At 61.1% G+C, this 26,733-nt stretch carries 25 protein-coding genes; 13 read left to right on the forward strand and 12 right to left on the reverse strand.

Annotated features, from left to right (window positions below; translation table 11 throughout):
• Positions 1-11 precede the first annotated feature (11 nt).
• Together copD and FHX08_RS04350 are read left to right on the forward strand one after the other, a co-directional pair.
• Complete coding sequence (copD, locus tag FHX08_RS04345) at positions 12-899, forward strand: copper homeostasis membrane protein CopD (protein ID WP_132654352.1); 888 nt, start codon at positions 12-14, stop codon at positions 897-899.
• 207 nt (positions 900-1,106) lie between these two features.
• On the forward strand, positions 1,107-2,048 hold the full coding sequence (locus tag FHX08_RS04350; RefSeq protein ID WP_132654053.1) for an MBL fold metallo-hydrolase: 942 nt from the start codon (positions 1,107-1,109) through the stop codon (positions 2,046-2,048).
• A gap of 90 nt (positions 2,049-2,138) precedes the next feature.
• Here the strand turns inward: FHX08_RS04350 and FHX08_RS04355 are convergent, their stop codons facing one another.
• Both FHX08_RS04355 and FHX08_RS04360 read right to left on the reverse strand, forming a co-directional pair.
• Positions 2,139-2,771, reverse strand: a complete 633-nt coding sequence (locus FHX08_RS04355) for a DapH/DapD/GlmU-related protein (protein ID WP_132654054.1) — start codon at positions 2,769-2,771, stop codon at positions 2,139-2,141.
• A 90-nt stretch (positions 2,772-2,861) separates the two neighbouring features.
• Positions 2,862-3,524 carry a LysE family translocator gene (locus FHX08_RS04360; protein WP_132654055.1) on the reverse strand — a complete coding sequence of 221 codons (663 nt, stop codon included), beginning with the start codon at positions 3,522-3,524 and terminating at the stop codon, positions 2,862-2,864.
• Between the two features lie 213 nt (positions 3,525-3,737).
• Between FHX08_RS04360 and FHX08_RS04365 the strand changes: the two genes are divergently transcribed.
• Positions 3,738-5,501, forward strand: coding sequence for an adenylate/guanylate cyclase domain-containing protein (locus tag FHX08_RS04365; protein WP_245508275.1), 1,764 nt, complete (start codon positions 3,738-3,740; stop codon positions 5,499-5,501).
• Between the two features lie 35 nt (positions 5,502-5,536).
• On the opposite strand, the gene FHX08_RS04370 is transcribed toward FHX08_RS04365, so the two are convergent.
• Positions 5,537-6,745, reverse strand: a complete 1,209-nt coding sequence (locus FHX08_RS04370) for a TCR/Tet family MFS transporter (RefSeq protein WP_132654057.1) — start codon at positions 6,743-6,745, stop codon at positions 5,537-5,539.
• Positions 6,746-6,995: 250 nt separating this feature from the next.
• On the opposite strand from FHX08_RS04370, the gene FHX08_RS04375 reads away from it, so the two are divergent.
• From FHX08_RS04375 to FHX08_RS04385, 3 genes are all read left to right on the forward strand, one after another.
• Positions 6,996-7,646, forward strand: a complete 651-nt coding sequence (locus FHX08_RS04375; RefSeq protein ID WP_184327351.1) for a TetR/AcrR family transcriptional regulator — start codon at positions 6,996-6,998, stop codon at positions 7,644-7,646.
• A gap of 127 nt (positions 7,647-7,773) precedes the next feature.
• Positions 7,774-8,022: a hypothetical protein gene (locus FHX08_RS04380; protein ID WP_207896873.1), complete on the forward strand. Its 249-nt coding sequence runs from the start codon at positions 7,774-7,776 to the stop codon at positions 8,020-8,022.
• Between the two features lie 131 nt (positions 8,023-8,153).
• Positions 8,154-9,701 carry a DHA2 family efflux MFS transporter permease subunit gene (locus FHX08_RS04385; protein WP_132654059.1) on the forward strand — a complete coding sequence of 516 codons (1,548 nt, stop codon included), beginning with the start codon at positions 8,154-8,156 and terminating at the stop codon, positions 9,699-9,701.
• Positions 9,702-9,725: 24 nt separating this feature from the next.
• Here the strand turns inward: FHX08_RS04385 and FHX08_RS04390 are convergent, their stop codons facing one another.
• Positions 9,726-10,175: a MarR family winged helix-turn-helix transcriptional regulator gene (locus FHX08_RS04390; protein WP_132654060.1), complete on the reverse strand. Its 450-nt coding sequence runs from the start codon at positions 10,173-10,175 to the stop codon at positions 9,726-9,728.
• A gap of 122 nt (positions 10,176-10,297) precedes the next feature.
• Between FHX08_RS04390 and FHX08_RS04395 the strand changes: the two genes are divergently transcribed.
• From FHX08_RS04395 to FHX08_RS04405, 3 genes are all read left to right on the forward strand, one after another.
• Positions 10,298-10,675 (forward strand): nuclear transport factor 2 family protein, encoded by a 378-nt coding sequence (locus FHX08_RS04395; RefSeq protein WP_132654061.1) that lies wholly within the window; start codon positions 10,298-10,300, stop codon positions 10,673-10,675.
• 118 nt (positions 10,676-10,793) lie between these two features.
• Positions 10,794-11,171: a GFA family protein gene (locus FHX08_RS04400; RefSeq protein ID WP_132654062.1), complete on the forward strand. Its 378-nt coding sequence runs from the start codon at positions 10,794-10,796 to the stop codon at positions 11,169-11,171.
• 258 nt (positions 11,172-11,429) lie between these two features.
• Positions 11,430-12,959, forward strand: a complete 1,530-nt coding sequence (locus FHX08_RS04405; protein WP_132654063.1) for a hypothetical protein — start codon at positions 11,430-11,432, stop codon at positions 12,957-12,959.
• A 136-nt stretch (positions 12,960-13,095) separates the two neighbouring features.
• On the opposite strand, the gene FHX08_RS04410 is transcribed toward FHX08_RS04405, so the two are convergent.
• The 4 genes from FHX08_RS04410 to FHX08_RS04425 all read right to left on the reverse strand — a co-directional run bounded on the left by FHX08_RS04410 (position 13,096) and on the right by FHX08_RS04425 (position 20,195).
• Positions 13,096-13,626, reverse strand: coding sequence for a gamma carbonic anhydrase family protein (locus tag FHX08_RS04410; RefSeq protein ID WP_184326879.1), 531 nt, complete (start codon positions 13,624-13,626; stop codon positions 13,096-13,098).
• An 8-nt stretch (positions 13,627-13,634) separates the two neighbouring features.
• Positions 13,635-14,327, reverse strand: a complete 693-nt coding sequence (locus FHX08_RS04415; protein WP_184326880.1) for a fumarylacetoacetate hydrolase family protein — start codon at positions 14,325-14,327, stop codon at positions 13,635-13,637.
• Positions 14,328-14,460: 133 nt separating this feature from the next.
• Entirely contained in the window at positions 14,461-16,488 is a 2,028-nt protein-coding gene (locus tag FHX08_RS04420; RefSeq protein ID WP_246698280.1) for an adenylate/guanylate cyclase domain-containing protein, read from the reverse strand.
• On the reverse strand, positions 16,488-20,195 hold the full coding sequence (locus FHX08_RS04425) for a FecR domain-containing protein (RefSeq protein ID WP_184326881.1): 3,708 nt from the start codon (positions 20,193-20,195) through the stop codon (positions 16,488-16,490). The genes FHX08_RS04420 and FHX08_RS04425 overlap by 1 nt, the downstream gene beginning before the upstream one ends.
• A 131-nt stretch (positions 20,196-20,326) precedes the next feature.
• Between FHX08_RS04425 and FHX08_RS04430 the strand changes: the two genes are divergently transcribed.
• Entirely contained in the window at positions 20,327-20,866 is a 540-nt protein-coding gene (locus FHX08_RS04430; protein WP_132654068.1) for a Pycsar system effector family protein, read from the forward strand.
• A gap of 33 nt (positions 20,867-20,899) precedes the next feature.
• Here the strand turns inward: FHX08_RS04430 and FHX08_RS04435 are convergent, their stop codons facing one another.
• The 4 genes from FHX08_RS04435 to dusA form a co-directional block, all read right to left on the reverse strand.
• A complete protein-coding gene (locus FHX08_RS04435) occupies positions 20,900-21,739 on the reverse strand; it encodes an SDR family NAD(P)-dependent oxidoreductase (protein WP_184326882.1) in 840 nt (279 codons plus the stop codon).
• 25 nt (positions 21,740-21,764) lie between these two features.
• A complete protein-coding gene (locus FHX08_RS04440; RefSeq protein ID WP_132654070.1) occupies positions 21,765-22,268 on the reverse strand; it encodes a GNAT family N-acetyltransferase in 504 nt (167 codons plus the stop codon).
• A gap of 168 nt (positions 22,269-22,436) precedes the next feature.
• Complete coding sequence (locus FHX08_RS04445; protein ID WP_132654071.1) at positions 22,437-22,958, reverse strand: DUF992 domain-containing protein; 522 nt, start codon at positions 22,956-22,958, stop codon at positions 22,437-22,439.
• A 103-nt stretch (positions 22,959-23,061) separates the two neighbouring features.
• Positions 23,062-24,099: a tRNA dihydrouridine(20/20a) synthase DusA gene (gene dusA / locus FHX08_RS04450; protein ID WP_184326883.1), complete on the reverse strand. Its 1,038-nt coding sequence runs from the start codon at positions 24,097-24,099 to the stop codon at positions 23,062-23,064.
• Positions 24,100-24,387: 288 nt separating this feature from the next.
• On the opposite strand from dusA, the gene FHX08_RS04455 reads away from it, so the two are divergent.
• The 3 genes from FHX08_RS04455 to FHX08_RS04465 all read left to right on the forward strand — a co-directional run bounded on the left by FHX08_RS04455 (position 24,388) and on the right by FHX08_RS04465 (position 26,652).
• On the forward strand, positions 24,388-24,591 hold the full coding sequence (locus tag FHX08_RS04455; RefSeq protein ID WP_132654073.1) for a hypothetical protein: 204 nt from the start codon (positions 24,388-24,390) through the stop codon (positions 24,589-24,591).
• Between the two features lie 325 nt (positions 24,592-24,916).
• Positions 24,917-25,111 carry a hypothetical protein gene (locus FHX08_RS04460; protein ID WP_112706271.1) on the forward strand — a complete coding sequence of 65 codons (195 nt, stop codon included), beginning with the start codon at positions 24,917-24,919 and terminating at the stop codon, positions 25,109-25,111.
• 668 nt (positions 25,112-25,779) lie between these two features.
• Positions 25,780-26,652, forward strand: a complete 873-nt coding sequence (locus FHX08_RS04465; RefSeq protein WP_184326884.1) for a hypothetical protein — start codon at positions 25,780-25,782, stop codon at positions 26,650-26,652.
• Positions 26,653-26,733: the final 81 nt, after the last annotated feature.

Below are 26,733 nucleotides of genomic sequence, written 5' to 3' on the forward strand. Positions count from 1 at the left end.
GTTTGGCCGTGATGACACCGGATACGGCTTTCATCCTTTGCCGCTTCGTCTTTGATGGGGCTGCCCTGTTTCTCTGGGGCAGCGCCGTCTATTTGTGGCTGCTCGTACCAAGGGGATTGAGCAGCCATATCGCGGCGAAACTCCGGCGGGCGCATGCCGTCGCCGTCGTGCTGGCGGTGATCGCCACCGCAGCACTTCTGCCGGTGCGCAGCGCCATGCTCGGCAATGGCTGGGCGGACGGGCTGGATGCGGAAACGACGATCGCCGTGCTGACGGGGACTTCCATCGGCACTGCCTGGGCATGGCAGGCCGCGTTATCAGCTGTTCTCCTGGCGGTGACATGGATGCCGGTCCGGCGGAAAATGGCGGCGACCGCCATCATCTCCGGCCTGCTGCTCTGCGGGCTGGCGTTGACCGGCCATGCGGCGATGAACGATGGCGGGCTGGGTTTGCTGCACCGGGCAAACGATATGGTGCATGTGCTTGCCGGCGGCGCATGGATCGGGGCGCTCGCTCCCGTGGCGCTCGTGCTTTCCCGGCTTGGCGATCGCACTGAAGGCGCCGAGGCACTGATGGCGCTCATCCGCTTTTCGAGGGCAGGGCATGTCGCTGTTGCGCTGGTCATTCTCTCCGGGCTCACCAACAGCCTGCTGATAACGGGCGGTCTGCCGCTCGACTGGAGCGTGCCTTATCAGCGGCTGCTTTCGCTGAAGATCTGCCTTGTCGCGATCATGGTGCTGATGGCGATCTTCAACCGCTACGAGCTGGTGCCGCGCATAGGCCGCTCGCCCACCGCCGACAGGGCATTGGCCGCCGGAACCGTCGCGGAAATGATCGTCGCCACCGGTATTATCGCGCTCGTTGCCTGGCTCGGCACGCTGGAGCCGTTTCCGGGTTAGGCCGTTCGAACGGCGTCGGCAGCCCATAGAACCTATGTTTGGATTACCGGCGGTCGCTGGTGGCTGTACTCCTTCAGCGCCGCCACCAAAGAGGCGCTCGAGCATTGAAACATGATGTTCGGGCGCGGTTCCATGACGGTCTGCAACGTCAGTGCAAGACCGAATGGAAAGTGGCGGGCTGGTGTCCACGCAACACAGGAGCGCGTCATGTCGCAGTTAGAAACCAAAATCCGTCCCCCAGAGAATAGTTCACACTCCGGTAGATCAGGCCCCGAAGAATTGGTTCCGTCGCGTTATGCAGTGCAGGTCGGCGATATCGAGGTGCTGATCATCAGCGATGGCGTGTTGCCGCTTCCGACGAAGATGCTCGGACACAATGCCGCCGAGGCCGACCGGGCAGCCTGGCTGGGCGATATGTTCCTGCCGCAGGACGCTTTCGACTGGGCGCTGAATGTTGTGCTGGTGCGCAGCGGCGGGCAAACCATCCTCGTCGACGCCGGGCTCGGCCTGGATCCGGACCTGAACCTGCCGCGGGCCGGTCAGCTGATCAAGCGACTGGAGGCTGCCGGCATCGATCTTGGCTCGGTCACCGACGTGGTGCTGACCCACATGCATATGGACCATATCGGCGGGCTGCTCGTCGACGGCGTGAAGGAGCGGCTGCGTCCGGACCTGCGGATCCACGCGGCGGCGGCCGAAGCCAAGTTCTGGGAAGCGCCCGATTTCAGCCACGTCGCCATGCCGCCGGGCTTTCCCGACGCGCTTCGGGCGACCGCAAAGCGGTTCCTCGCCGAATACGGCAGCCATCTGCGGCTGTTCGATGATGAATACGAGCTGGCGCCGGGCGTGATTGTCCGTCGCACCGGCGGCCACACGCCCGGGCACAGCGTGGTCCGCCTGGCCTCGCGTGGCGAGAAGCTGACATTCGCCGGCGATGCCGTGTTCGCGGTCGGATTCGAGCATCCGGACTGGTTCAACGGGTTCGAACACGACCCCGAGGAAGCGGCCCGCGTCCGCATCAATCTCTTGCGCGAGCTGGCGGCGAACGGCGAACAGCTGGTGGCGACCCATCTGCCGTTTCCCTCCGTCGGCCGGGTGGCGGTCGATGGCGACAGCTTTCGCTGGGTGCCGGTCTTCTGGGACTACTGACCGCAATCGGGCTAGCCCTGAAGCACGCCCGCTCGCGTCAAGCGAGCCGGGCCTCGTTTTCCGTCGTCAATGGGGCCGATGCGGGCTGGATCAGGACCAGCGCTCGCAGAAGGCCTCGATGTCACTGGACTGAAAGTCGGCGAGCCGCGCCATGATGGTCTCGAAGGGCCAATCCCACCAGGCGATGGAGGCAAGCTTTTGCGCGATATCCCGCGAGAAACGCTCGCGCAGGACTTTGGCGGGAACGCCGCCGACAATGGTGTACGGCTCGACATCCTTGGTGACGACAGCGCCGGCGGCAAGCACGGCACCATCTCCAACCGTGACACCCGGAAGCACGATGACGCCGTGACCGATCCAGACGTCATTGCCGATGATGGCGCGATCGGCCTTTCGATCGGCGAAAAAGGCATGGTCGCGCACGGCATCTTCAGAATAATATTCCGGGCAGTAGGTGAAGCGATGCATGGACGGGCGGTCCATCGGGTGATTGGGCGCGCCGATCCTGACCTCTGCGGCAATGGCGCAGAATTTTCCGATCTTTGCATCGCCGACGATGCAGCGCTGGCCGAGATAGGAGTAATCGCCGAGCTCGACCGTGTGCAGCGAAGTATTCTCCAGGATTTCGCAGCATTTGCCGATGCTGGAATCCCTCAGGCTCGCCGTCGGATGGATAACGGTTTCGGCGATCTTGGGGCGGTTTGGCTGGGGGGCCGAGTGCATGTTCAGTCTCCGGGTTTCGGCCTGCCTAACGGAGGAGGGTGAAGGATATGTGACGCATTTTGGCTCATCGCGCGATGGCCGAAAGCTTCCTTATCGAGCCACTGCCGGCGCGGGCGCAGGATTGCCGGAGATGAGCAGCCTGATGCCGAGACCGATCAGGACGAACCCGGTAAAGCGCTCCTGCCATGCAAGCAATTTCGGCCAGCGATGCAGGAACTGACCCACCGAGCCGGATGCCAGAGCGACTCCACCAAGCGAGATGATGCCGGTCAGTTTCTGGATCGAACCCAGCACCAGAAGCTGAAGCCAGACCGGGCCTGCATTGGGATCGACGAAGAGCGGAAGAAAGGTGAACATGAAGAGAAGCGACTTAGGGTTCGTCAGATTGTTGAGCGCGCCCTCGCGCACCGCCGTCCATCCCGAAACAGGCTTTGTCTTCAAACCGCCGTCCCGTTGATGCCGGAAGCTTGCCCGGATCATCCTGGCGCCGAGATAGAGAAGGTAAGCCGCTCCCGCCCATTGAATGACGATCAGAGCCGACGGATAGGCTTTGAGAAAAGACGCCAGCCCGAGAACCAGAAGGCCGATCTGGACCACGCCAGCCACAAGAACCATGCCCACTACTGTGAGCAAGGCAATCCTGCGCCCCTGTCCCACGCCGCGAGCGATGATGAGCATCATGTCCGGCCCTGGCGTTATGTCGAGAACGGCGAGTGCGACGAAAAAAGTCAGGAAGGTTGAAGCATCGGGCATAGGGATACGAGACGTGGGTGCGTATCCCGCCTGTTATCACGAAGCGATTGGACTTGCCACTGAATGCCCGCTCCACGTGCTTTCGGCGCCGCGACCGCGGATTGTACCAAAGGCGGTCGTTCATCCGTTCCGCTGCGACAAAACCCTATGAATTTGTCAGAATCCGCGCATATTCATGCAAGGTTATTCCATGCCGCAGGAGCAACCACCGCCGTGGATCGAAAGCTCGCAGCCATCCTTTCCGCCGATGTTGCCGGTTTCAGCCGCCTTGCGGCGCTGGACGAGGAGGGCACGATTCATGCTCTCAACCTGTGCCTCAGCCAGATCGGCGACATCGTGCGCGAGCATGACGGCCGCATCTTCGGCACCTCGGGTGACGGCTTCGTCGCCGAGTTCGCAAGCGCTGTTCAGGCTACGAGGTGCGCTGTCGAAATCCAGCGCCGCCTCTCCGGCAATCCGGAAGATACCCTCCAGGATCGCGGCCTTGAGTTCCGCATCGGCGTCAATCTGGGCGACGTCATCGTGTCGGGCGACGATCTGCTAGGCGACGGCGTCAATATCGCCGCGCGCCTGCAGGCGATGGCGCCCCCGTCAGGCATCTGCATTTCCGGGTCGGTGCGCGAGCACCTCTATGGGAAGGTGCCGTTTGCGCTGACCAGCCTCGGCGAACGAGAATTGAAGAATATCCCGAGGCCGATTTCCGTCTTTCGGGTCGACTGGCGGCAGGAGGCGCCGGAAAAGGCGGATGCCGGGCCGGCGCCATCGCCTGGCGACCGCTTCGGCAGAGACGAGCCGTCGATCGTGGTGATGCCCTTCGACAATCTCAGCGGTCAGGGCGACGAGTATTTCGTCGATGGCGTCGTGGAGGAGATCACTGCGGCCCTCTCGCGCGTCCGGGAGTTCTTCGTCATCGCGCGGCAGTCCGCCTTTACCTACAAGGGCCGTTTTGTCGACGTGCGTGATGTCGGCAAGGAATTCGGCGTCAATTATGTCGTCCAGGGGACCGTTCGCCGCGGAGGAGACCGGCTGCGGATTTCCGTGCAACTGGTGGATGCCGAGACACGCACGCAATTCTGGTCCGAGCGTTATGAAGGAGCGGCCGAGGACATATTCGAGCTTCAGGACAGGATTGCGGCGCAGGTTGCCGGCGCAATCCATCCAGCCATCCGCAGCGCCGAAATCGAGCTGTCGATGTGCAAGCCGCCAAACAGCCTGCGGGCCTATGATCTCGTCATGCGCGCTTACCCTTATCTCTGGGGACAGAGCAAGGCGACCAACGAGCGGGCAATACCATTGCTTCAGGATGCCATCGCGATCGACCCTGCCTATGGCCGGGCTCACGCATTTCTGGCATGGTGTTACGCACAGCACCTCGGCTACATCTGGACCGAAGAACCGGAGCGGTACCTGGAACTGGTCTTGCGCTCGGTCGAGGCTGCGGCGGGTCGCATCGATGATGATCCGACCGCATTGACGGCTGTCGGCGGCGCCTTGAGCCATTGTGGCGATCAGGAGCGTGCGGCCGCCTATCTCGAGCGCGCTTTGGCGCTCGATCCGAACAATGCCTGGGCATGGGCGCGCTACGGCTGGGTTGCGAGCTACAAGGGTGAGACTGGTGCCACGGAGCGGTTCGAGCGGGCGCTGATGCTCAGCCCGGCCGACCCGCTGGCATTCAATATGAGAATGGGCATGGCCCTTTCGCTGGCCATGGCAGGTTCCCTTTCCGAGGCTGTTGCTATCGCCCGGGAGGTCATCAACAAACATCCTGATGTCACCTGGCCCTATCGAATGACGGCTGCCTGGGCGGCGATGAATGGCGACCTGGAGACGGCGCGATGGGCTGCGCGGAAGCTCATGCAGATTGAGCCAAACTTTACGATCGAGCGGTATCTGGCGAGACCGGTGTTTCAAGGTGTTCCGGAATGGGCAGCCCGAACTGCCGAGGGCCTGCGGCAGGCGGGACTGCCCCAGCGCTGACGGCAGTTCGAGGAGATGCAATGTTCGCGGGACCTCTAGGCGCTTGCGGTCTGTACGTTGCCACGGGTTCTCGTGCTTATCAGCACCAATGGCACCGCAAGCGCATAAAGCGCAATCACCGAAAGCCAGATGCCGCCCGGCCAGTTCTCCCGCGTGACGAAATAGAGGGATGAGAAGGCTAGCGGCGCGATGATGGAGGCGAGGCTGATGGTGGAGGCGAGCAGGCCCTGCAGTTCGCCCTGCCGATCGGGGGCGACCTTGCTTGTGGCGAGCGCCTGGAAGGCGGGATTGCCGATGCCGACGAGCGTGAAGACCGGCATGACGGCGAAGATCATCCAGCCCTGATTTGCGAAGGCCATGACTGTCAAAGCTGTCGCGGCGGCGGCGATGCCTGTCATGACCGACCAGCGCTCGCCGAGCAGGCGAGTTGCGGGGCCGGGCAGGAACGCTTGGCAAACGGTCTGGCATATGCCGAAGGCGCCGAGCGACAGGCCGATCCAGAAGCCGTTCCAGCCGAATGTGTCGAAGCCCCAGAGCGCCCAGCAGGTGCCGTAGGATTCGCCGGCAGCGCTGAAGACGAAATAGACCAGCACGATCGGCATGAGCGCCTTCATCGAGACGAGCCATTTGAAGGGCTCAAGCGGATTGAGGGCGGCGAAGTTTATCTTCCGTCGGGACGGCATTCGGGATTCGGGCAGAATGAAGAGGGCGAGCAGCAGGTTTGCGGCGTTGAGCACGGCTGCGGCGATAAAGGGCAGGCGCAGCCAGTAATCGCCGAGCAGGCCGCCGAGCACAGGGCCGATGATAAAGCCGGCGCCGAACATGGCGTTGAACAGGCCGAAGCGGCGGGCTCGCTGATCGGCGGCCGAAATATCGGTGATATAGGCAGAGGCGACCGACATGTTGGCGCTGGTGAGGCCGGCAATGGCTCGGCCGACAAAGAGCAGCAAGAGGGAAGGCGCAAAGGCCATGATGACGTAATTGACCGCCGCGCCGGCGAGCGACATCAAAAGTACGGGACGGCGACCGATATTGTCGCTGAGCGCACCAAGCACCGGGGCGAAGACGAATTGCATGGCGGCATAGAGCGCCGTCATGAGGCCGATATAGACGGCGATGTCGGCGGCGTGTGTCACCTCCTGCAGCAGGCGCGGAAGGATGGGGAAGATCAAGCCGATGCCGACGGCATCGAGGCAGATCGCAATGAAGATGACGATCAAGGGTTTGTTGGTGGCAAGAGCCATCGGCTTTTCCTTTTGGGGGCGAGTGGGGATAGTGGCGCAAAGCCGTGCCGTTCGCGGCCACGGGCGGGCAGCCCGGTTCCACGGCGGCATTTGCAGATTTTTCGGACTTAATCCAAATTTATACTCAGTACAGTAATATGCAAGTGGGTGCTGTCTGTCAACATCGGTGTACTCAGTACATGAATCCTGCTATTCAAGCGGCATGTCTAAACACAAGGACGAAACAGTAGCGGGCGCAACGCCTTCGGAGATGGAAACGGCGGATGCCGCTCCGCTCGACCGGCGTGCCCGAAAGCGCCTTGCCACGCGCCGCGCCATCTCGCTTGCCGCCGATCGTCTGTTTTTCGAGAAGGGGTTCGAGAATGTGACCGTCGATGAGATTGCGGCGGCGGCCGATGTCGGGAGGATGACGGTGTTCAACCACTTCCCGCGCAAGGAGGATATGTTCTTCGATCGGGACAAGGAGGCGCGCGAGACGCTGCGCGAAGCCCTGCGGCAGCGCGATCCCGAGGTTTCGCCCATCGAGACATTGCGGCTGCTGGCGCATCAGCTCGTCAGGCAGCAGACGCCTTACCTCCTGTTTTCCACGGTGAGCGAGGTCTTTTTCGAGACCGTGGAGAATAGCGAGACGCTGAAGGCGAGGGCGCGGGCAATCCGGGACGAGATTGCGGGGGAACTGGCGGTGGCGCTTGCCGAAAGCGCAGGGCAGGACGCTGACGATCCCAAGGCGAAGCTTGCGGCCGCCATGCTGCTCGCAAGCTGGAGCGTCGCCTTCATCGAGGCGCACCGGAGCTTCCGGCAGGGGCGGGATGCGGAGAAGGCGAAGTCCGTCTTCCTTGCGCTCGTCGATCGGGGAAGTCTGGGTGTGAAGGCGGCGATGGCGGGCACGGCTTACGCCTGAAAAGGCGGAATCAAAAGGGCGCTCGACCCTTGCGGGGAGCGCCCTTGTCCTGTGAAGCTCGAACGCGGCTCGACCAACGTCGATACCAAGCGCAAGTTCGTTTTCAGGTGAAGCCGTGATATGATGCGTGTCGGCCCGGATTGCAAGAGGCGAGATCGAGAATCTGCGATATTTCGTTTCTCCGACGGGGGGCGCATTTTCCCTTGAAGATGTGGGGCGACACGACGCCTTTTTCGACCTCAGGGAAACCCTGTCCTGGATCGAGGCGCTGCCGAGAATGGAAGCGCCTATCCTCGATGGCGGGCATTTCCTGCTCGAAACGCATGCGGCCGTGGCAACGCGGCTGATCGCTGAATTTCTCATCCGTACTGCGTGATTGCTCGCTGCGGCGCTCTCCTGCCATTGTGTTTTGGCAGGCTGCGCCATGCCCTGCTATTGTCGCCTGCCACGCGTCGATTCCGGCCATCCCGGTCGCGTCTCAGAACGTCGCTCTCGCAGGACCATTCCATGCCCGACCAGTCTGAACCCGTTTCGTCAGCAGTTGCGCCAGAGCGCAGATGGATCGGCTTTCTGGCGATGTGCCTCGGCATGTTCATGGCGATCCTCGACGTGCAGATCGTCGCGACCTCGCTTCCAACCATCCAGTCAGCGCTCGATATTCATCCGGATCAGATGAGCTGGGTGCAGACCGCCTATCTCATCGCCGAGGTGGTGGCGATCCCGCTGACGGGTTTTCTGACCCGGCTGCTGACGATGCGCTGGCTTTTCGTCGCCTCGCTCCTGCTGTTCGTGACCGCTTCTGCGGGCTGCGCTGCGAGCGGCAGTTTCGGCGAGCTCGTTGCCTGGCGCGTCGTCCAGGGCTTTTCCGGCGGCACGCTGATCCCCTCGGTGTTTTCGGCAGTCTTCATCCTGTTTGCGGATAAGCGGCAGGCGCTTGCCACGACGATCGCCGGTGTTCTCGCCGTGCTTGCGCCGACCATCGGACCGATCGTCGGCGGTTGGCTGACGGCGACCTATTCGTGGCACTGGCTGTTCCTGATCAATATCGTGCCCGGCATTCTGGCCGCGCTCGTTGCCATGCGCTCGCTTCCCCGAGAGAGCGTCAACCTCGCCGAACTCTGGCATCTGGATATCATCTCCCTGCTGCTGATGGCGGTAAGCCTTGCCGCATTGGAGATCGGCCTGAAGGAGGCGCCGACGAGCGGCTGGACTTCACTCATCGTCACCGGCCTGCTCGGCCTGTTCCTGATTTGCGGATGCGCGTTTGCCTGGCGGACATTGCACAGGGCAATGCCTGTGGTCGAGCTCGCCAATTTCGGTGACAGGAACTTTTTGGCCGGCTCGGCGATGAGCTTCATTCTCGGCATCGGCCTTTTCGGCTCCGTCTATCTCATGCCCGTCTTCCTCGCCTTCGTGCGCGGACACGATGCGCTGGAGATCGGCATGACGATGCTGGTGACGGGCATTGCCCAGCTCATCACCGCGCCGATTGCGGTGGCGCTCGAAAAGCGGACGGATGCGCGATGGCTCTCTGCCGCCGGCTTTGCGCTCTTTGCCGTTGGTATCGGCATGAGCGCCTTTCAGGACCCGCAGACCGATTATGATGCGATGTTCTGGCCGCAGGTCATTCGCGGCAGTGCCATCATGTTCTGCCTGCTGCCGCCGACGCGGCTGGCGCTCGGCACCTTGCCGCCGGAGCATATTCCCGATGCGAGCGGTCTGTTCAATCTGATGCGCAATCTCGGCGGCGCGATCGGCATCGCGCTCATCGACACCGTCATCTACACCCGCTCGGACCCACTCGGCCAAGGTATCTGGGACCGGCTGAAGGCGGGGGATGTGGATATTGCCGCCTTCGTCGGCGCGCCGCTGCAGGCGATTGCCGGGTATCAGGGCGAATTCGACGCGGACACGACGGCGATGCTCGATCCGCTGGTGCAGACTGCCGCGACGGTTCAGGCGATCAACGAGGCATGGATGGTGGTTGCGGTGCTGACGGGGTGCGCGCTGCTATGGGTGCCGTTTGCGCGGAAGGTGGAGACAACGACGCGCTGAGGATCTTGATGACGGTACGAATGATCACGGCGGATCGGCAGCGGCGATTTTATCCAGATTTACGATCAATCGCGCCAGCATGGCGACGAATTGCTCCGCTTCTGATGGTGTGAAGCCATCCAAGGCTTCGCGGTTGCCCTGAAACAAGGTTGCTATCGCCTCGGGCATGCGTGTCTGCGCGTCCTCGGTCAACACGATGCGGCTGCTTCGGCGGTCGGCAGGGTCGGGTGTACGCCGGATCAAGCCATCCCGCTCCATGCGGGCGAGCATCTGCGCCATTGGCGGCTGTTCCACCTTCGCGAAGCGGGCGAGATCGCGTTGCGTGCTTGCCTTGCCATTTTTCAGCGCCACCAGAACCGGCAATTGCCCGACGCCGAAGCCGAGCGGTTTGAGACGTGACTCGCTGAGGCGGGCGAAGCCTCGCGCTGCGAGGCTGATGAGATGCCCCGGCGTGGAAAGCACGTCTTCACTCATTCCATTTGCTCGTTGCCTGCCATTGACTAAGTTACATATGTACGTATGTATCTATAGCTGTGGTGTTGGTCAATGCCGGCCCGACCCGCTCAAACGGCTTTAAACCATGGTAAGGAAACAGCATGTCGGAAAAACAGACGCAAATTATCGAGCGCATCTATGAGCGCTTCAATGCGCGCGATATTGATGGGGTACTTGCCGTGCTCGCCGATGATGTCACCTGGGCGAATGGCATGGAAGGCGGCCATGTCCATGGCCGTGAGGCGGTTCGGGATTACTGGACCCGCCAATGGGCGATCATCAGCCCGCATGTCGAACCGGTGGCATTTCGCCATGCGCCAGACGGCGCCATCGAAGTCGAGGTGATCCAGAGGGTCTTTGATCTGAATGGCCAGCCGCTGAAGGGGCAAGATCATGGCCTGAAGGATAAGACAGTGACGCATATCTTCCGTATGGAAGCCGACAAGATCGTGCGTTTTGATATCGGCGATGCAGGTTAGAGGGCAGGCTCATCTCAACACCCGGTTTGCCGCCTGTTCATTGTGTCATAGCGCCATAAGGACAGCCGGGTATCATGCGTCTGCGGCGATCTGATGCAGGTCTCAGGGAGAGGTAAAGATGGAGCGTTCGGCGAAATGCTCTTGCGGCAGCCTGTCGGCCATTGCGAGCGGTCCGCCGCTGAAAGTGTCGGCCTGCCATTGCAAATCCTGTCAGCGCCGCACCGGCTCGGCATTCGGAGTTGCGGTATTTTTTAACGCTGCAGAAGTCGCTTACGCGGGAGAATCCTCCACCTATGTGCGCGTTGGGGACAGCGGCAAGGATCTGACCTTTTATTTCTGTCCGTCATGCGGCTCGACCGTTTACTGGATGCCAGGCTTTCGGCCGGGCCTAGTGGCGATTGCATTGGGCTGCTTTGACGACGTCACCGATCTTGCGCCCAGCCAAAGCGTCTATAACGACGCCGCGCATTCCTGGGTGAGCTTGCGGCTCGAATAATTTCCGGTCGACGCTGTTTGATCCGGTCGTCGCCGTGCCACTGCAGGTGGTTGCCCGTTCCGATGCTACCGCGTTGGGTGCATAGCAGCGGCCGTTCAGGCAATCTGTGGTAGGGCGGCACCAAGAGGCAATACACGTTTTTCTGGAATTTATCAGCAGTACATGCTATCTGTGCATTAGCATCCAATTGCATTCGTCCATTCAAAGCATCCGATGAGCCAATCAAGCCGCAGAGCGTGTCTGCGAAAGGTGTTTGCTATGCGACCGGCAGAAATCGACGTCACTTTCGCTCTTTTTCAGATGGACGTCCGCGCCACCGAGGACTCCGGCGGTGACGAGCCCTACATGTGGATTCTCGGTTTCAAGGCCGACGCGGATACGATCACTGCGCCGCCGCCCGGCAGCCTCTTGCCTTCGATCGGGGTAAAGACGTTCGAAGGCGGCGCTCCGGCGAGCCCCTGGCTGCTTGGGTCCCGCGACGTGGATGCACCGGCTACGCTGCCGATTCCGGCAGCGCTGGGGACGCGTTCGTTCCGCCTTCGGCCGGCCTTGCTGGAAATAGGGGGATGGTTTCCAGGCCTGGGGGGAATGGTCGCGCTGCTTTGGGATCAGGACGCATTCTCGCCCAGTACTTCGGAAGCAGGACAGAAGAAGTTCAATAAGGTATTCGGGCCTGCGCTATCCGTCGAGTTGACGAAGCTGATCAATGGCGGGTACGACAACGAATTATCGCGCGATGCGAACGACATGGTGGTCGCGCCAATAGACAACATCCAGACGCGCCTCGACCGGCTGGGCGATGCGGCCGCACGCAAGAACGCGGTCAAGGCAATCACCAACTCGGTGAAGGACGCAATCTCCGGCCAACTGCGCGACGCGCTGGCCGATGCCGCCGGCCTGGATGAGATCATCGATCCCGACGACCTGCTCGGCATCGACGCTGTGGTTTTCCTCGGAAACGAGTTGAGCGCGGCCGCGCGTGATTTCGAGATGAAGTTTACCGACGACGAGGCCGACTATCTGGCAAAGGGCCACGCCTCGGCCACGCCGGTCAATCTGGCCAAACTGGGTTCGGCTGTGATCGGTGTCGAGCGGCGGCTCGATCGCCAGGGTGCCGTCAAAATGCGTGTCTGCTGGTTTCCCGAGAAAGAGTACAACGCGTTCGCGTTCCGGCTGAAGACGACGACGCGCTATGCCCTTAATCTGCTGAAGGGCGGCCCAATCGCCGAAGTGCGATGGCTGATTGACAACCATATGCTCAATGATGGCGAGGGCAGCGTCACTGTCATGTTCGAACCGGTGGATGACTATTTCGGCCCGCCGCAGGACGACCTGCTATCGAGATTCTACACCGGCGGCAGCGGAACGCTGAAGTACCGTACCGCCGGTCCTGTCCTGGAGGTGTGGAACGAGGATGGTAACGGCATTTACTTTGGCGAGGTGCGTGCCGTCTTTACCTTCGTGGGCGATCCGCCGCTGGCGCCGCAGAACCCTTCGCCGGAGCCGGAAGACTGGATTCGCCGCGGCTACGATCAGACGGAAGACCTCAGCGTCATGGCAGTCGAGCTGGTCATGGACGACGCCTACGAAGCCGACGTGAGGCAGTGCAAACGGATCGCGGGAGAGATTGACCGCAAGCACATTGCGGTCAACTTCGGCAAACTGTTCGTCAATCCAGGCGATCCCCCGCCTTTCCGCCAGAGCCTGCTCGATCGGGTGGCCGCGCAAGCGAGGGTTACGAATGCGGCAGGCGTGGAAATCATCGCGCGTCCAAAACTACAGCGGTGAGGCCAAAAACCAACGAACAATGCGTGCCAGACATCGTAAGGTGTCAAGGCTGGCAGCGCCAGCCGTCGCTGTCGCCACACTCCATTTAGTCGATTCGCCCGCGGCTGACGTCAGTCGATCCGCTCGTGGTCGAGTTTCAATCGATCCGCACCAGATCCCGCGCAAAGCGCTGCCAATTGCCGACATAGTTTCTTGCAGACTGGGTGATCCTGGCGACCGCCTCATCGTCCAGCGTGCGGATCGCCTTGGCAGGCGACCCGACAACAAGGGAATTGTCGGGGAACTCCTTGCCTTCGGTGACGAGCGAATTGGCGCCGACGAGGCAGTTGTTGCCGATTTTTGCGCCGTTCAAGACGGTTGCGCCCATGCCGATGAGTGAATTGTTGCCGATCGTGCAGCCGTGGATGATGGCGTGGTGGCCGATGGTGCAATTTTCGCCGACGCTGACGGGAAAGCCGGGGTCGGTGTGGACTAATACGCCTTCCTGCAGGTTGGTGGCCTTGCCGATCGATATCGGTTCGTTATCGCCGCGCAGCACGGCGCCGAACCAGATGCCGACCTCTTCGGCGAGTTCCACATTGCCGATGACATGCGCGTCGGAGGCGATCCAGAAGGTGCCAGACGAAGGCAGTTTCGGTTTCAAAGCTCCGAGCGCATAGGTCGCCATGGTGTTCCTCAAATCACTTTGAGCGAGAGCGTTGCTACGCCATCGACGCCGCAGGAAATGCTGTCGCCCTTGCTGATGGCGGCAACACCTGATGGCGTGCCGGTCATGATGACATCGCCGGGCGCGAGAACGAAGAGTTTCGAAAGTTCTGCAATGATTTCCGGAACTTTCCAGATCATCTGGTTTAAGTCGCCATTCTGCTTCTTGACGCCATTCACCTCTAGCCAAACGCGGCCGGCGGTGGGATGGCCGATGCGGCTTGCCGGCACGATCGGCGAGACCGGGGCGGAATGTTCGAAGGCCTTGGCGAGCTCCCAAGGACGGCCGAGCTTCTTGGCTTCCGCCTGCAGGTCGCGGCGGGTGAAATCGATGCCGACGCCATAGCCATAGATGCAATCGAGCGCCTTATCGGCCGGAATATCTTCGCCGCCGGCCTTCAGCGCCAGCACGCATTCGACCTCGAAATGCACGTCGTTCGACAGCGGCGGATAGGGGAAATCGTTGCCTGCGAAGAGATTGTCGGGGTTCTTCTGGAAGAAGAAGGGCGGCTCGCGGTTGGGGTCGTGGCCCATTTCGATGGCGTGGTCGGCATAGTTGCGGCCGACGCAATAGACGCGGCGCACGGGGAAGGCATCTGCGCTGCCTTCGACGGGCAGGAGAACGGGCTGCGGCAGGGGAATGACGGTGGCGGGAAAGGACATGGCGAGGCTTCTTGGCTGATTGACGAGTCTGTCGATATCCTAGACGCAAAAGGCGGCGGGGGGAAAGTGCGCTATGTTTTTGTCTGACGCAGTTCCGGACGCAAGGCCGCTCCCCACCTTTGCTGGAAATGCTTTACAGGGCTGCGTCGTGTTGTGCGAGGCTGCCGCGCATCAAAGCATAATAGGCTGAGAGCTCCGGGATGGCTTTCGGCAGGGTCTCGAAGGCCGGATCTGCTATGGTGAGCGTGCCCGCATATTTGGCTTCCAGGAAGGCGTTATGCTCCGGCAGTGCCGCGCGGTGCGAACCGTAGAGCACGGTGAAGATCGGCGAGGGAATGGTGCGGCCCTTGACGGTGATGCGGTCGAGCTCGACCACGGTATAGCGGTCGGCGACGAGGCGGGCGGTTTCCTCGCCGAGCAGCAGGGCTACACCGTAATTCTTCGAGGTGCCTTCGAGGCGCGAGGCGAGGTTGACGCTATCGCCGAGGCAGGAATAGTCGAAGCGGCGGGTGGAGCCCATATTGCCGACGATGCATTCGCCGGTGTTGATGCCGACACCCATTTTGAGGACATGCAGCGGCCGGCCGGTGGTGGCTGCCTCACGCTCCAGTTCGCGGTTCAGTGTGCCGATCGCATCCTGCATGGCAATCGAGGCCTTCACGGCATGCAGCGCATGGTCGGGGTCATCGAGCGGCGCGTTCCAGAAGGCCATGATGCAATCGCCCATATATTTGTCGATGGTGCCGCCATGATCCATCACGACATCCGAGAGCGGCGTCAGCAGGCGGTTGATCAGCGTCGTCAGCTGCTCGGGATCGTCCTTCATCGTCTCGGCGATGGTGGTGAAGCCGCGCACGTCTGAAAACAGGACGGTCAGCGTGCGCCGCTCGCCGCCGAGCTTCAGCTGCGAGGGATCGTTGGAGAGGCGGCGGACGAGATCGGGCGAGATATATTGGGCGAAGGCGCGGGTGATCTGGCGCTTCTGATGCCGCTCCTGCGCGTAATCGAAGGCCGCCTGGCCGAAGGCGACGGCGACGAAGGCGACGGTCGGCCCAAGCGGCGAGACGAAGATATGGGTAAAGCGGATGCCGGCATAACTTGCCGCCGCGAAGGCCAGCACGGCAGTAGCGGTTGCGACCAGCGTGCGCCAGCTCGTGGCCTTCCAGACAGTGGCTGCAGCGAGGGCGACCGCAATGAGGATGCAGATCGCGACGACCGGCAGGCCGGCTTCGGAAATCGCCAGGCCGTGGACGATATTGTCGTAGATGGTGGCCTGCACTTCGACACCGGAAATCAGCTTGCCGGTGTGAACGGTATAGGGGGTGGCATAGGCATCGACGCCACCCTGATCGATCTCGGGGGCGTTCTGCAGGCTGAGGCCAACGAGAACGACGCGATCCTTGAAGATATCGGGCGGCAGGAAATTTTTCGGATCGAGCGCCTGATAGTAGGAGACCGTCGGGTAGCTGCGGGCCGGGCCGAAGGACTGAATAAGCGACCCTGCCGGCAGATGCGGCGCCTTGATGCCCGTAGCCTTCGCAAGCTCCATGGCAAAGCCATCCTCATAGGATGGAACGTTGCGAAAGACGCCGTCGCCATTCAGCGTGATGGAGGCGATGCCGGTGCGCGCGCCGGCCTCGGTCATCTGCGGCAGCGGCGTGGTGCGCAACAACTGATCGGCTTGCGGCGTCTTGATCAGCGTCTCGTCGCCGGCGAGCACGACATCCGGGCCAACGACCGATGATATCGCCTGGTCGTTCTCGGGCGTCGAGGGCTCGGCCATGATGATATCGAGGGCGATGGCTTTTGCGCCGGCGGCGCGCAGCTGGCGGACGAGCTCGGCGTGCAGGCTGCGCGGCCAGGGCCATTGCGCATTGATATCGGCAAGTGAGGGCTCGTCGATCGCCACGATGATCGGCCCGCCATCGGGCGGAGACGGGTCGTCGACGGTGGAGAGATAGTCGAAGGTGCGCAGCTCCGTCAGCGTCCAGGCGGGCAGGCGCGAGATCAGCGAGATCGTCACCAAGGTGATCAGCGCCAGCACCAGAAGACGGATGCCGCGGCTGGAGAAAGGCCAGCCGGGCGGGCGACCAGCCTCAAGGCGCGGCTGATCCGGGCGCTCTGCCTGAAGGCGTTTCAGGGCAGCCGGGCGCGCCATCATCAGAAGCGGATCTTCAGGCTGCCCTTGAAGGCGCGGCCCCAGCCTGGCACGCCGGGCGTTATCTCGAATTCCTGGTCGAGCAGGTTATACGCGGCGGCTTCCAGCGCGATGCGCTTGTCGAAGGGTTCCCAGATCAGGTGCGCGTCGAGGCTCCAATAGTCATCGAGTTTGGTGCCGAATTCATCATTGCGTTCGCCGATATAATTGGCGGCAAGGGTAGTCTTGACCTTGGCTTCATTGACCCAGGTGAGGGCGATCTGGCCCGAATTCTGCGGTATGAAGGGTAGATCATCGCCGTAGTTCGGCGCCAACGGGTCCTTGTTTTCCGAATCCATATAGGCGTATGTGGCGGAAAGGCCAAAGCCATTGCCGAGGGCGACGTTGCCGGTAACGGCGGCGCGGTCGATTCTGCCACGCGAGAGCGACATGCTTTCGACGGCCGGAAGGGCGATCAGCGGCAGATCGATCGAGAAATCATGCAGTTCCTGATGCTGGTATTCGACCGATGTAAAGAAACGGTCGGTCCATTCCGCATCCCACTGCAGGGCGATGGTATCGGCATAACCCTCCGCACCCACTGAGAACTGGTTGGACTGCAGGCCGAGAATGCCGATCGGGGCCAGCGTGGGCACGCCAATATCGAGACTCTGGCGCATGAAGGCGGCTCGCAGCCATTGGCTCTGGGTCGGCGCCCAAGCCAAGCCAAAACGCGGTTCGAGCCGGCTGACATCGACGCCATCGCCTTCGAGGCGGGTGGCAAACAGTGCGTATTCGCCTTTAAGGTCGGGTGTGATGTCGTGCAGCACGTCGACATAGGCGCGGCCGATATCGATGGTTTTCTCAGTGGGATCGGGCGGAGCTGGCAAGCCCAGAAACGTTGTGTTGACTATGCTGTCGGCATCTGTCCAGCCACCTTCGATACCGTAGCGGAACGTCAAAGCTCCGGCACCTATGGAATGGCTTAACGCGCCGATATAGGTGTTGGATTCAGTCTCTTGGGTCGTATCGGTAAAGGGAATGATGAAGGGCGCCCCTATCCCGATCAGCGGGTCCAGATCGACATCGAGCGTGGTGCTCGTCGTCGATTTTGTCCCCGAATAAAGCAGGGCTCCATTCAGGATGTTTTCATAGCCAAATGTGTGGCTCCAGCCGATGCCGGCATTCGTAATTTCGTTAACGGTGTCTTGCGCGGTGTAGAGGGGCAAAGGGAAAGGAACGCCGAATAGAAGGTCCGCGAATCCAGTATTTTCCGACAAGGCGTTCAGCGTTCCGTCATTCTTGGCGTGATTGACGTAGGCCACGATCCGGTCATCCGGTGTCACCGTTGCCGTCAGATAGCCGTTGCCAGTGAGTAGCTTGTTCTCCGTCGTGTAACCACCGAAATCGCGGTAGTCGCCATCCAGCGCCAGCTCTTCCCAACTCAGGTTGCCGTAGAAACTGATCGGGAAGGTAGCGTTCGAATAGCCCTGGATTTCCGCTTCGCCGGTGCGGCGCGTATGGCCGTCGACGCTGTTGATGCCGCCGCCGAGCGAGCCTTCGATGAAGGGCACGTCGAACAGCGTCGCCGCGCGCGAACGGCCGGACAGCATGTGCGGGGAGAGCAGCAGACCCTGGATGAAGGATGAATAGCTCGACGCATTGTTGCGGTACTGGATGACATTGTCATCGCTGAAGCTCGTCGCATTGACGAATGGGAAGATGCTGCCCTTGATCGACTGATCGATATAACCGCTGCCTTTGAAGGGATCGAAGACGGCATCGCCATAATAGCGGCCCCAGGCATCCAGTCCCTGCAGGCGGAAAGCGTTGTTCAGGGTCGAGCCGGCGCTTTGATTGGCGCCGAGCCCGCTGAAATCACCGCCGCGGGCGCGCGAGCGGCGCAGGAATTCCTGCGCGTTGGCGATTGCGCCATCGGCATTGTAGTCGTCGATATCGACGGCGGTGCGGAAGGCTGAGATGACCGGATCGTTGTCATCCAGGCGGTTGGCATTGTCGAGCGCCTGTTCCGAGGGCAGGCGATCGCCCTTTTCGTAATGGGCGGCGGCAAGCATCAGCTGCGATTGCGAGTGACCCGGATTGGCGGTGCTTGCGGCCAGCAGATCTTCCAGCGCCTTGTCGCGCTCGCCGGTCTGCAGATAGTAGCGACCGCGGGCGAGCAGGGCGATATCGAAGGATGGATCGAGCGCGATTGCCGTATCGATCTCGCGCTTGGCTTCCTTCATGCGCCCCTGGTCGAGATAGAGGATGGCTAGATTGGCATGCGCTACCGGATCTTGGGGATCGAGCTCGATCGCCTTCTTGAACGCTTCTTCCGCCTCGCGATTGGCATCGCGCGAACTCTGCAGCAGGCCGAGCGAATTCAGCGTGCCGGATGCGCCGGGTGCCAGCTCGATGGCGCGGTTCAGGTCCGCCAGCGCGCCGTTGATATCGCTCTCATAGGCAGCCTTGTAGCCGGCGCGGGCGGCGAGCGCCATTGGATGATCGGGGTCGAGCGCCAGCGAGCGTTCATATGCTTCCTTCATCTGCTTGCGGTCATCGACGAGCTGCGCGAGCTGGGCGCGGATCGCCGGCAGGGTCGGATCATCGGGATAGCGCTGTTCCGCCTTCTTGATGATGTCGAGGGCTGCGCGCGGGTTTTCCAGGAAGCCTGCCGTATAGGCCTGCATGATTGCGCCATAGGGTCCGGCGGTATTTGCTGGCGGCTGTTCGGCATGAGTGGGATCGGCCAGCGAGCGGGCAAAATAGCCGCCATATTGCGCCATGTTGCGGCGTGTCGGATCGAGATGCGGCAGGGCTTTTTCGAAGAGTTTCGCGGCATCGCCATAGCGCTTTTCGGAGCCGGCGATGGTCGCATCAAGCAGGTCGACGCGCGCCTGTTGGGCTACTGTCAGCTTGCGGCCGCGGATATTTTGCAACGTTGCAGCAGCGGCTTGACGCCCGTCGAAGGCGCTCTGTACTTCGGCAAGTTCCAGCCAGTCTTCCGTCGTGCGGCGTTCGGGCGGCAGTGCCAGCAGCCGGCGGCGCTCTGTCGCCATGCGGTCGGCGCGCAGCGGCGAGGTCGGCATCAGGCCGAAGCCATCGCGCAAGTCCAGATAGAAGAGCATCTGCTCGCGGTCGTCAGGATTGACGCTGATAATTTTGTGCGGCGCCTGCCCGATAGTAGCGACAGCGCCTTCGCCTTCGTTGACGTCGACGCTGCCCTGCGGATTGGTGAGCGAAACGCGGCCTTCGAGCACGATCATCGAGGTCTTGGCGCCTTCGACAGTCATGGTCCAGTCCGTGCCGCGGATAGCGGCGGCGGCGGCAGGCGTCTCGACCGTCAGGCCCTGGCCGCCGCGCTGGGCGCGCGCCCAGATGGTACCGGATTGCAGGTTGAGGATCGTGTCGCCCGTCGCAGACATTTTCTTGACCTGCAGCGCGGAATTGCGGCCGAGGCGAATCTGCGTGTGATCGGAAAAGAGGATGGCGAGCTGACCGGTGGCATTGGTGCGCAGCACGTCACCATCGAGCAGGTCCTGATTGAGATCGACGACGCGCCAGTTGGTGACATCGACGAAGCGCACTTCCTCGCCGGCCTTGCGGGCAATGACGGAGCCTGCAACGGGCGTCGGGCGCTGCAACGGCTCGGCCGCAACGGGAAATGCAAATAGAAACGATGTGATCGCAAGAGACGTACTTGCGCTCAGAAAAGACTGCCACCCCGACATTCCAGATACCCCCGCATCCTTTTCCCCTTTGGCCAAGCAGGGTTTAAAAGTCAAGCCGGATGCACACGTGTTCTTGCTTTAAGCTTCGAGTGTATTATTAGGGAAACACTATTGCAGGCCGGGGGATTTAAGTGAGCGAGTTCGAGATTTATGCGGAATTGCCCTCCGCTTCTCCATCAAGCGAGGATATCGGTTCGGAATATTTCGACCATATCAAGAAAATCAACGACATATTCTACGATCAGATCAAGATATCGGATCAGAAGGCGGCGTATATCTTTACTTTCATGCTCGCCTTTCTTGTGAGCTCCGCCGAGGTCAGGGCGGTTTTTACCTTTGCACGCTATGCGCAGGGCACGCCGCAGGCCATTCTCTTTTCCGGGCTGCTGGCGGCGGCCTCGGTCTTCTCGATTCTCTCGGCCATCCTCGTCGTGCTGCCGCGGCGGCTCGATCGCTCCACCTCAATGTTCTGGGGTGCCTGGCCTAGACACCGCGACACTTTCTTCGAGGCAGCCATCCGCCGCGACGAGCGCTATCTCTTCGATCAATATCTGGAAAATGCCGACATTCTCTCGCATATCGCCCGCAGCAAATACCGCTTCGTGACGATTGCGTTCCGTGGGCTGATGGTAACGGTCGTGGCTTATGTGCTGCTGCTGGTGATGGCTTAAATACGTATCCGGCCTCAAAAAGGCCCGGTGAATTCAGCTCTTCGCAAAATCCGCCGCTGTGAGGGGAACAGGCCGGTAGCCGTCGATATCGACGATGTCATATTCCCGAGCAAGCTCAGCCGCGATCAGCACCTGCCCGGATTTCGACATCAGCGCAGGGTCTCGCCAGAGCCCGGCAATGACGTGGCCGATGAATTGCGGGGATTCGGAATTGGACAGGTCGAAATATTCGGCGTTCTGCATGACGGCTTCGGTGCGCACCAGGCCGGGATAGAGGGCGACGGCGGCGACATGGTGCGGACGCAGATCATGCGCGAAGTCTGCGGCCATCTTGTCGGCGGCGGCTTTCGCAGTGCCGTAGATCGCGTTGCCGTCGTAGAATTGCGCTGCCCAGAACGAGATATTGACGATTAGGCCGCGCTCGGCCGAGACCATGACGGGTGCAACCGCACGCGACATCATAAAAGCCGCCCTGAGCGCGGTGCCGATCATTGCATCCCACCGCCACACAGGCTGCTCCCAGAAAGCGCGAGGCCAAGTGAAATCGCCGTCCTCAACCATGTTTTCATAGCCGGGCCACGCATTGTTCACCAGAATGTCCAGCCTGCCGCCGGCCCTGATCTCTGCGGCGACCTGCTCGGTTTCAGCATCGTTGCTGTGATCGCAAGGATGAACGACGAGGCGTCCGGGCAGGTTCGCAGCCTCAAGCGCGAGCCCTTCCAGCGAGCCTGTGCGTTTGCTCCCGTTTGCTTCCGCCTCCGAACGCGTCCTTCCGGTCACATGGACCGTGGCGCCCTCGGCGAGCAAGGCAAGCGCAATCCCGCGGCCGACACCGCGGCTTGCGCCGGTTACCAGGGCCAGCACGTCTTCCATGCTGATGGCCTCCTATATGTCGGTATCAGAACGACAGGACCATACCAATGCGGCGGAACGGGTCGAGGCCTTTTTCGGCTTCGGAAGTAAGGATTGCCTGCAGACGCGGGGAGCATTCGTCTTTTTCGAGGAGCCGAAAGCCAAGCGACACGTAGAAAGGAGCGTTGAAGGGGGCAAAACGATCTGTCGTCAGCGTCGCTTCCGCGAGCTTCCGCGAGCGGCCCTCAGCAAGGAGCGTTTCCATGAGCCTGCGGCCGAGGCCTTTTTTCTGAAAGTCCGGATGGACGTCCATTTCGCCGATGTGCAGGGACTTTTCCGCGACATAGGCTCCGGCATAGCCGACCGGCAGGTCGCTATGATCGCAGGCGGCGTAGAGGAGGGCGTGTTCTAGATAATGCTGTAGTTCCTCGTCGCTGCTGGCTTCAGGCTCCCCGCTGACGGCGCCTGCGGCGCGCAGCGTTTCGAACGAGGCCAGCTCTATCGATCGCAAGGCGTCGAAATCGTCCCGGGTTGCCTGTCTGATCCGCATGTTCGTTTCCGCGTGAGGTCGTGCACCGGATTACGACAATTCCTGTGAAAGGCCAATGGAATTGGGGCGTGACGGCTTGCCCGGGGTGAAACGCGCGACGAGCATTATCTGGGCTGGCAATCGGGAAGAATACCGGCGGCGACAGGGGTGGGCCGCCGCCGGCAGGATTTAACGCGTCGCTCTCAGCTCTAGGCGGGAGACGCCGGCGGCTACATTCACGCCGGTTCCGGTTTCGCCGCTGAGCGGCTGCAATGCGAAATTCTTCGAATTTCCGCCCACCAGGGCGTTCGCTCCGAGGCCGACGCCGACAGCAGCATTGGCGGAGGCGCCGACATAGGTGCCGGCGAGAGCGCCATCGCCGACGCGTGTGGGGGCGGTGTTGAGGACGATCCAGCTGAGGTAGGATTTGCCGGTGACGCCGATATCGAGACCGAGCTTGCCGATCGAGCCCGTGTAGTGTTCGACCCTGCCGGTTTTCTGCTTGAAGCTGCAATCGACCGCCTTATTCGAGCCGATGATCATGCCGGCTCCGCCCGCGACTTCGCAGGAGAGGGTACCGAGACGTTGCCTCGGTTCGTTGGCGACCACTTGCTGGGCGGCATGTTTGGGTTGCTTGTGCTGACTCGCGGCCTCGGCCACGGGAACAAAACCGAGGGAGGCGGCAGCGGCGATAATCATGAGGTTCTTCATGAGCGTTTCCTTTCCTATTCCTTCCTGGAGATAGTCATAAACGCGTTCGATCGAACTTCGTTCAAACACGGAAAGGAACGGAGCGGATTGCCCCTATGTCGCCTCAGGCGCTGACGGCTTCCGCCGTGCCTGCGAAATCCACGGCTGCGAAGGCTGCAGCGATCACTTCCGGGCCAGCATTGGGTTTTGCGGCGTCGGTCGACAGGATCTGGCGGTAGCGGCGTGCGCCGGGCAGGCCCGTGAAGAGGCCGACCATGTGGCGGGCGATATGCTGCAGGCGGCCGCCACTGGCGATATGGCGCTGAGCATAGGCGATCATGCGGTCGCGCAAGGCGTTCCAGTCCGGCTCTGCGGCAGCGGCGCCAAAGAAGCGGTGATCGACGTCAGCGAGAATAGCGGCATTCTGATAGGCGGCGCGACCGAGCATGACGCCATCGACATGCGCAAGATGGCTTTCTGCCTCGTCCAGCGTCTGAATGCCGCCGTTGATGCCGATGAAGACATGCGGGAAGCGGGCCTTCATGCGGTAGACGATCTCGTAATCGAGCGGTGGGATCTCGCGGTTTTCCTTCGGCGACAGGCCCTTCAGCCAGGCCTTGCGGGCATGGATCCAGATCGCGTCGGCGCCGGCTTCCAGCACCTGGGTCATCAGGCTGGGCAATGCCACTTCCGGATCCTGCTCGTCGATGCCGATGCGGCATTTGACCGTAACCGGAACCTTGGCGACTTTCTTCATGGCGGCGATGCATTCGGCAACCGTCTCCGGCGTCTGCATCAGGCAGGCGCCGAAGGTGCCGGACTGGACGCGATCCGACGGGCAGCCGACATTGAGGTTGATCTCGTCATAACCATAGGGCTCGGCAATGCGCACGGCCTCGGCCAGCTTGGCCGGATCGGAACCGCCGAGCTGCAGGGCGACGGGATGTTCAGCAGTATCGAAGGAGAGCAGGCGCTCGCGCGGGCCGTGGATGATGGCGTCGGCCACGACCATTTCCGTATAGAGCAGGGCGTTACGGCTGATCTGGCGGTGAAAGTAGCGGCAGTGGCGATCCGTCCAGTCGATCATAGGCGCAACGGCGAAAACCGGCGCCTTGAAATAGCGCTGGTTCGTCTCTGCTGCAGCCGTCTTCGCCGTGGTCATGATCTCTATTCTTCTTTCGTGCAATCATCTGGTCCCGTGGCCTCATGTCGTGGCGGAGGCCCGATCCTGCAAGCCCGCCCAGGCGAAAGGCCGCAGCGGGGCTTGGCAATGGGACGAGGGCTTATACATGAGAGCTGGGGATAAAGCGAGATGGGCGTTCGACGGCGCGGCCGCCACCCGCCGGGAGCAATTTCGCGCACTTGACCCACCCGTTGTTTTACAGGAAGGCAACGCCGGACGATCCCCCATCCTCCCGATCTCGGGATCGAGCAAAGGAGTGCGAGCCTGATGGCCGACGATAGCGCAGGGATCAAGGCATTGCTCGCCATGCCCAGGCGAGACAATAGCGCCTATCTGGAAACGCTCCGGCTGGTGCGGGAGGCTTTCGCCGAGGCGGAGGCGGAATTTGACGGCAAGGTGATCGCCACGACAGACAGCGCTCGAGACGAAGCCGGCAATATCGTCATCATGACGGTGATCAGGCCAGCGTAGATGGGCGAACCGCCTGACATAAAGGGCGATTGAACCAAAATCCTTCTGCCGCGTTTTTGCCATAAACAGGAGGATTTCGATGGACAGCCTGCTTCTGATCGCCATCCTTTGCGGTCTCATGTCTTTCGCCATGGTCTGGATTCAGTCGAGAGGATAGTCTGCTGCGCCAAAGACATGGCGCTTTCCCCTCTTTAGCCGGCACCGCTTATCCTTTGTCGAAAACTCACCTTGTTATCGCTCTGAAACGATACTCTTGACTTATCCAGAAAAGAGAACAAAATGAGAACAAATAAACGTTCTCATCTATGTTCTGATGGAGAGTTCGATGGCAGCAAGCCCGAGTTATTCAGGAGCAGCAGACAAGGCCATGGCCTTTGCCGCGCAGCTGCGCGCAGACCGCGAGCGCCACGAGGCGCGTCGGCGGGAAGAACAGCGGCGCATCGAAGCGATGCGGCCGATCAACAAACATGTACTGAAGGTTTTCGGCGGGCAGCAGCTGGCGCTGAAGCTGGATAGCTGAGCCCACAACTCACGCCCAGCGGCAGTGATGAGCTGCCGATATTAGGTTCGGCGTGGCTGACGCTACGTGATACCGGAGGTGCCGCTTGTGACGGTGCGTCGGTTATTCCTCTGATATTTTTACCAGTTTTTGAATGGGTCGTAGACGGCCTTGAATTTCAAACATAGAAGATTTGCAACTAATCGGGGTGGGGTTTCATGAAAAAGTTATTGTCGCTGTTGGCTGCGATCACAGTCTTCGCATCCGGCGCAATTGCGCAAGATGCCAAGGAAGATCCCCTGGATACAGTGATCCGATTGACCGGACGGATAGATCCTTTTCTGCAGGCCATTTACCGGGATCACGGGGATGTCGCGCTGAAAGTCTATGCGGAGGCGTCCCATCAAAAATGGGTTGAACAGAGGAAAACCCTTGCGGCTGTCATCGCCACGTATGGCACTCCTGCCCTCTCTCGCGCAGGCGATAGCGCCGTGATTGCAATCATGAACAAGACGGCCGCGCTTGCAGATATCGTGGCCGCTAAATATCCTGAAGGCTGCGAATATTTCTTCACCAACAATATGCCTGACTGGTATTCCGTTGTCGAAGTCAGAAATGGTCGCATGGATGATCTGCGAGCGAAAACCTATGCTTATGAGGATGGGAAATTCCGAGCTCCGATTGCCTTGATGTCCGGCAAGGAGCGGTACCACGTCATGAAGCGGTACCTGGGGATGACCGGGGGTGAGATACACAAGGCGCTGAAGGCTCCTGCCGGGGTGAGCGACCAAGACATGTGCTCGATCGCAAAGAAACTCTATAACGTGAGTGCTTTGCCGAAAGAGCTACAGGGCGATTGGGGCAGGGCATTGCTCTCGCTCGGTCCGTCCCCGGAGAAGCAAAAGCCTGCCGCAGGTGCGAAGCCCGCATCGGGCGCGGCTGCACAGGAAACGAAGGCCGGCTCGTTCGAAAAGGAGATGAGGGTCCTCGCCGGCATCAATCCTTTCGTTCACGCGGTCTTCATGGATCACGAAGATAAAACGCGGCAGTTGTTTGCCCAGGCGCAAGCCTCGGGAGGCAAGATCGATCCGCGAGCACAAGCGGCCGCGATGGTGGCGAAATATGGCAATCCTGCGCTGTCGCGGGCAAACGATGCCATTGCGATCGATGTCTTGAAGAAGACGGCTGCGCTCAACGAGGCTCTTGCGCGATATTATCCGCAGGGCTGCAAGGATCTTATGAGTATGCGGGTGTCTCAGGCCGCACAGGCCATTCCCCAGATCAAAGAGAGCTATTGGCAAGTTATGGAAGCCAAACGCCTGGCCTACGAGGACGGCAAGTCCCGCCCGCCCGCCGCAGTGAAGCTGACCGCGCAGGATATCTCGCAAATGATCACACAGCACCTGCGTGTGACCGCAGCGGAGGTGCAAAAGCTGACGAATCTTGCCGAACTCAGCGACGAAGAGGCTTGCTCGATAACGATGCGGCTCAATGCGATAGATCCCGTGCCGGAGGCGCAGCGCGGCATCTGGGCGAGGACCGCCATGTCATGGGCCGGTTGATTGCTGCCGATCCGGCGAATTCCCGGTATTCGGCCGCCCGCCTTTCCATTCGCAAGGGCGGGCGCATAAAGACATTCAATA

The organism is Rhizobium sp. BK529 (genome assembly GCF_014194105.1).
GTDB lineage: Bacteria > Pseudomonadota > Alphaproteobacteria > Rhizobiales > Rhizobiaceae > Rhizobium.

Coding starts and splice junctions, on each gene's coding strand:
- copD (WP_132654352.1), top strand. CDS start 12: ATGACACCGGATACGGCTTTCATCCTTTGCCGCTTCGTCTTTGATGGG.
- FHX08_RS04350 (WP_132654053.1), top strand. CDS start 1,107: ATGTCGCAGTTAGAAACCAAAATCCGTCCCCCAGAGAATAGTTCACAC.
- FHX08_RS04355 (WP_132654054.1), bottom strand. CDS start 2,771: ATGCACTCGGCCCCCCAGCCAAACCGCCCCAAGATCGCCGAAACCGTT.
- FHX08_RS04360 (WP_132654055.1), bottom strand. CDS start 3,524: ATGCCCGATGCTTCAACCTTCCTGACTTTTTTCGTCGCACTCGCCGTT.
- FHX08_RS04370 (WP_132654057.1), bottom strand. CDS start 6,745: ATGGCTCTTGCCACCAACAAACCCTTGATCGTCATCTTCATTGCGATC.
- FHX08_RS04375 (WP_184327351.1), top strand. CDS start 6,996: ATGGAAACGGCGGATGCCGCTCCGCTCGACCGGCGTGCCCGAAAGCGC.
- FHX08_RS04385 (WP_132654059.1), top strand. CDS start 8,154: ATGCCCGACCAGTCTGAACCCGTTTCGTCAGCAGTTGCGCCAGAGCGC.
- FHX08_RS04390 (WP_132654060.1), bottom strand. CDS start 10,175: ATGAGTGAAGACGTGCTTTCCACGCCGGGGCATCTCATCAGCCTCGCA.
- FHX08_RS04395 (WP_132654061.1), top strand. CDS start 10,298: ATGTCGGAAAAACAGACGCAAATTATCGAGCGCATCTATGAGCGCTTC.
- FHX08_RS04400 (WP_132654062.1), top strand. CDS start 10,794: ATGGAGCGTTCGGCGAAATGCTCTTGCGGCAGCCTGTCGGCCATTGCG.
- FHX08_RS04405 (WP_132654063.1), top strand. CDS start 11,430: ATGCGACCGGCAGAAATCGACGTCACTTTCGCTCTTTTTCAGATGGAC.
- FHX08_RS04410 (WP_184326879.1), bottom strand. CDS start 13,626: ATGGCGACCTATGCGCTCGGAGCTTTGAAACCGAAACTGCCTTCGTCT.
- FHX08_RS04415 (WP_184326880.1), bottom strand. CDS start 14,327: ATGTCCTTTCCCGCCACCGTCATTCCCCTGCCGCAGCCCGTTCTCCTG.
- FHX08_RS04420 (WP_246698280.1), bottom strand. CDS start 16,488: ATGATGGCGCGCCCGGCTGCCCTGAAACGCCTTCAGGCAGAGCGCCCG.
- FHX08_RS04425 (WP_184326881.1), bottom strand. CDS start 20,195: ATGTCGGGGTGGCAGTCTTTTCTGAGCGCAAGTACGTCTCTTGCGATC.
- FHX08_RS04435 (WP_184326882.1), bottom strand. CDS start 21,739: ATGGAAGACGTGCTGGCCCTGGTAACCGGCGCAAGCCGCGGTGTCGGC.
- FHX08_RS04440 (WP_132654070.1), bottom strand. CDS start 22,268: ATGCGGATCAGACAGGCAACCCGGGACGATTTCGACGCCTTGCGATCG.
- FHX08_RS04445 (WP_132654071.1), bottom strand. CDS start 22,958: ATGAAGAACCTCATGATTATCGCCGCTGCCGCCTCCCTCGGTTTTGTT.
- dusA (WP_184326883.1), bottom strand. CDS start 24,099: ATGACCACGGCGAAGACGGCTGCAGCAGAGACGAACCAGCGCTATTTC.
- FHX08_RS04455 (WP_132654073.1), top strand. CDS start 24,388: ATGGCCGACGATAGCGCAGGGATCAAGGCATTGCTCGCCATGCCCAGG.
- FHX08_RS04460 (WP_112706271.1), top strand. CDS start 24,917: ATGGCAGCAAGCCCGAGTTATTCAGGAGCAGCAGACAAGGCCATGGCC.
- FHX08_RS04465 (WP_184326884.1), top strand. CDS start 25,780: ATGTCCGGCAAGGAGCGGTACCACGTCATGAAGCGGTACCTGGGGATG.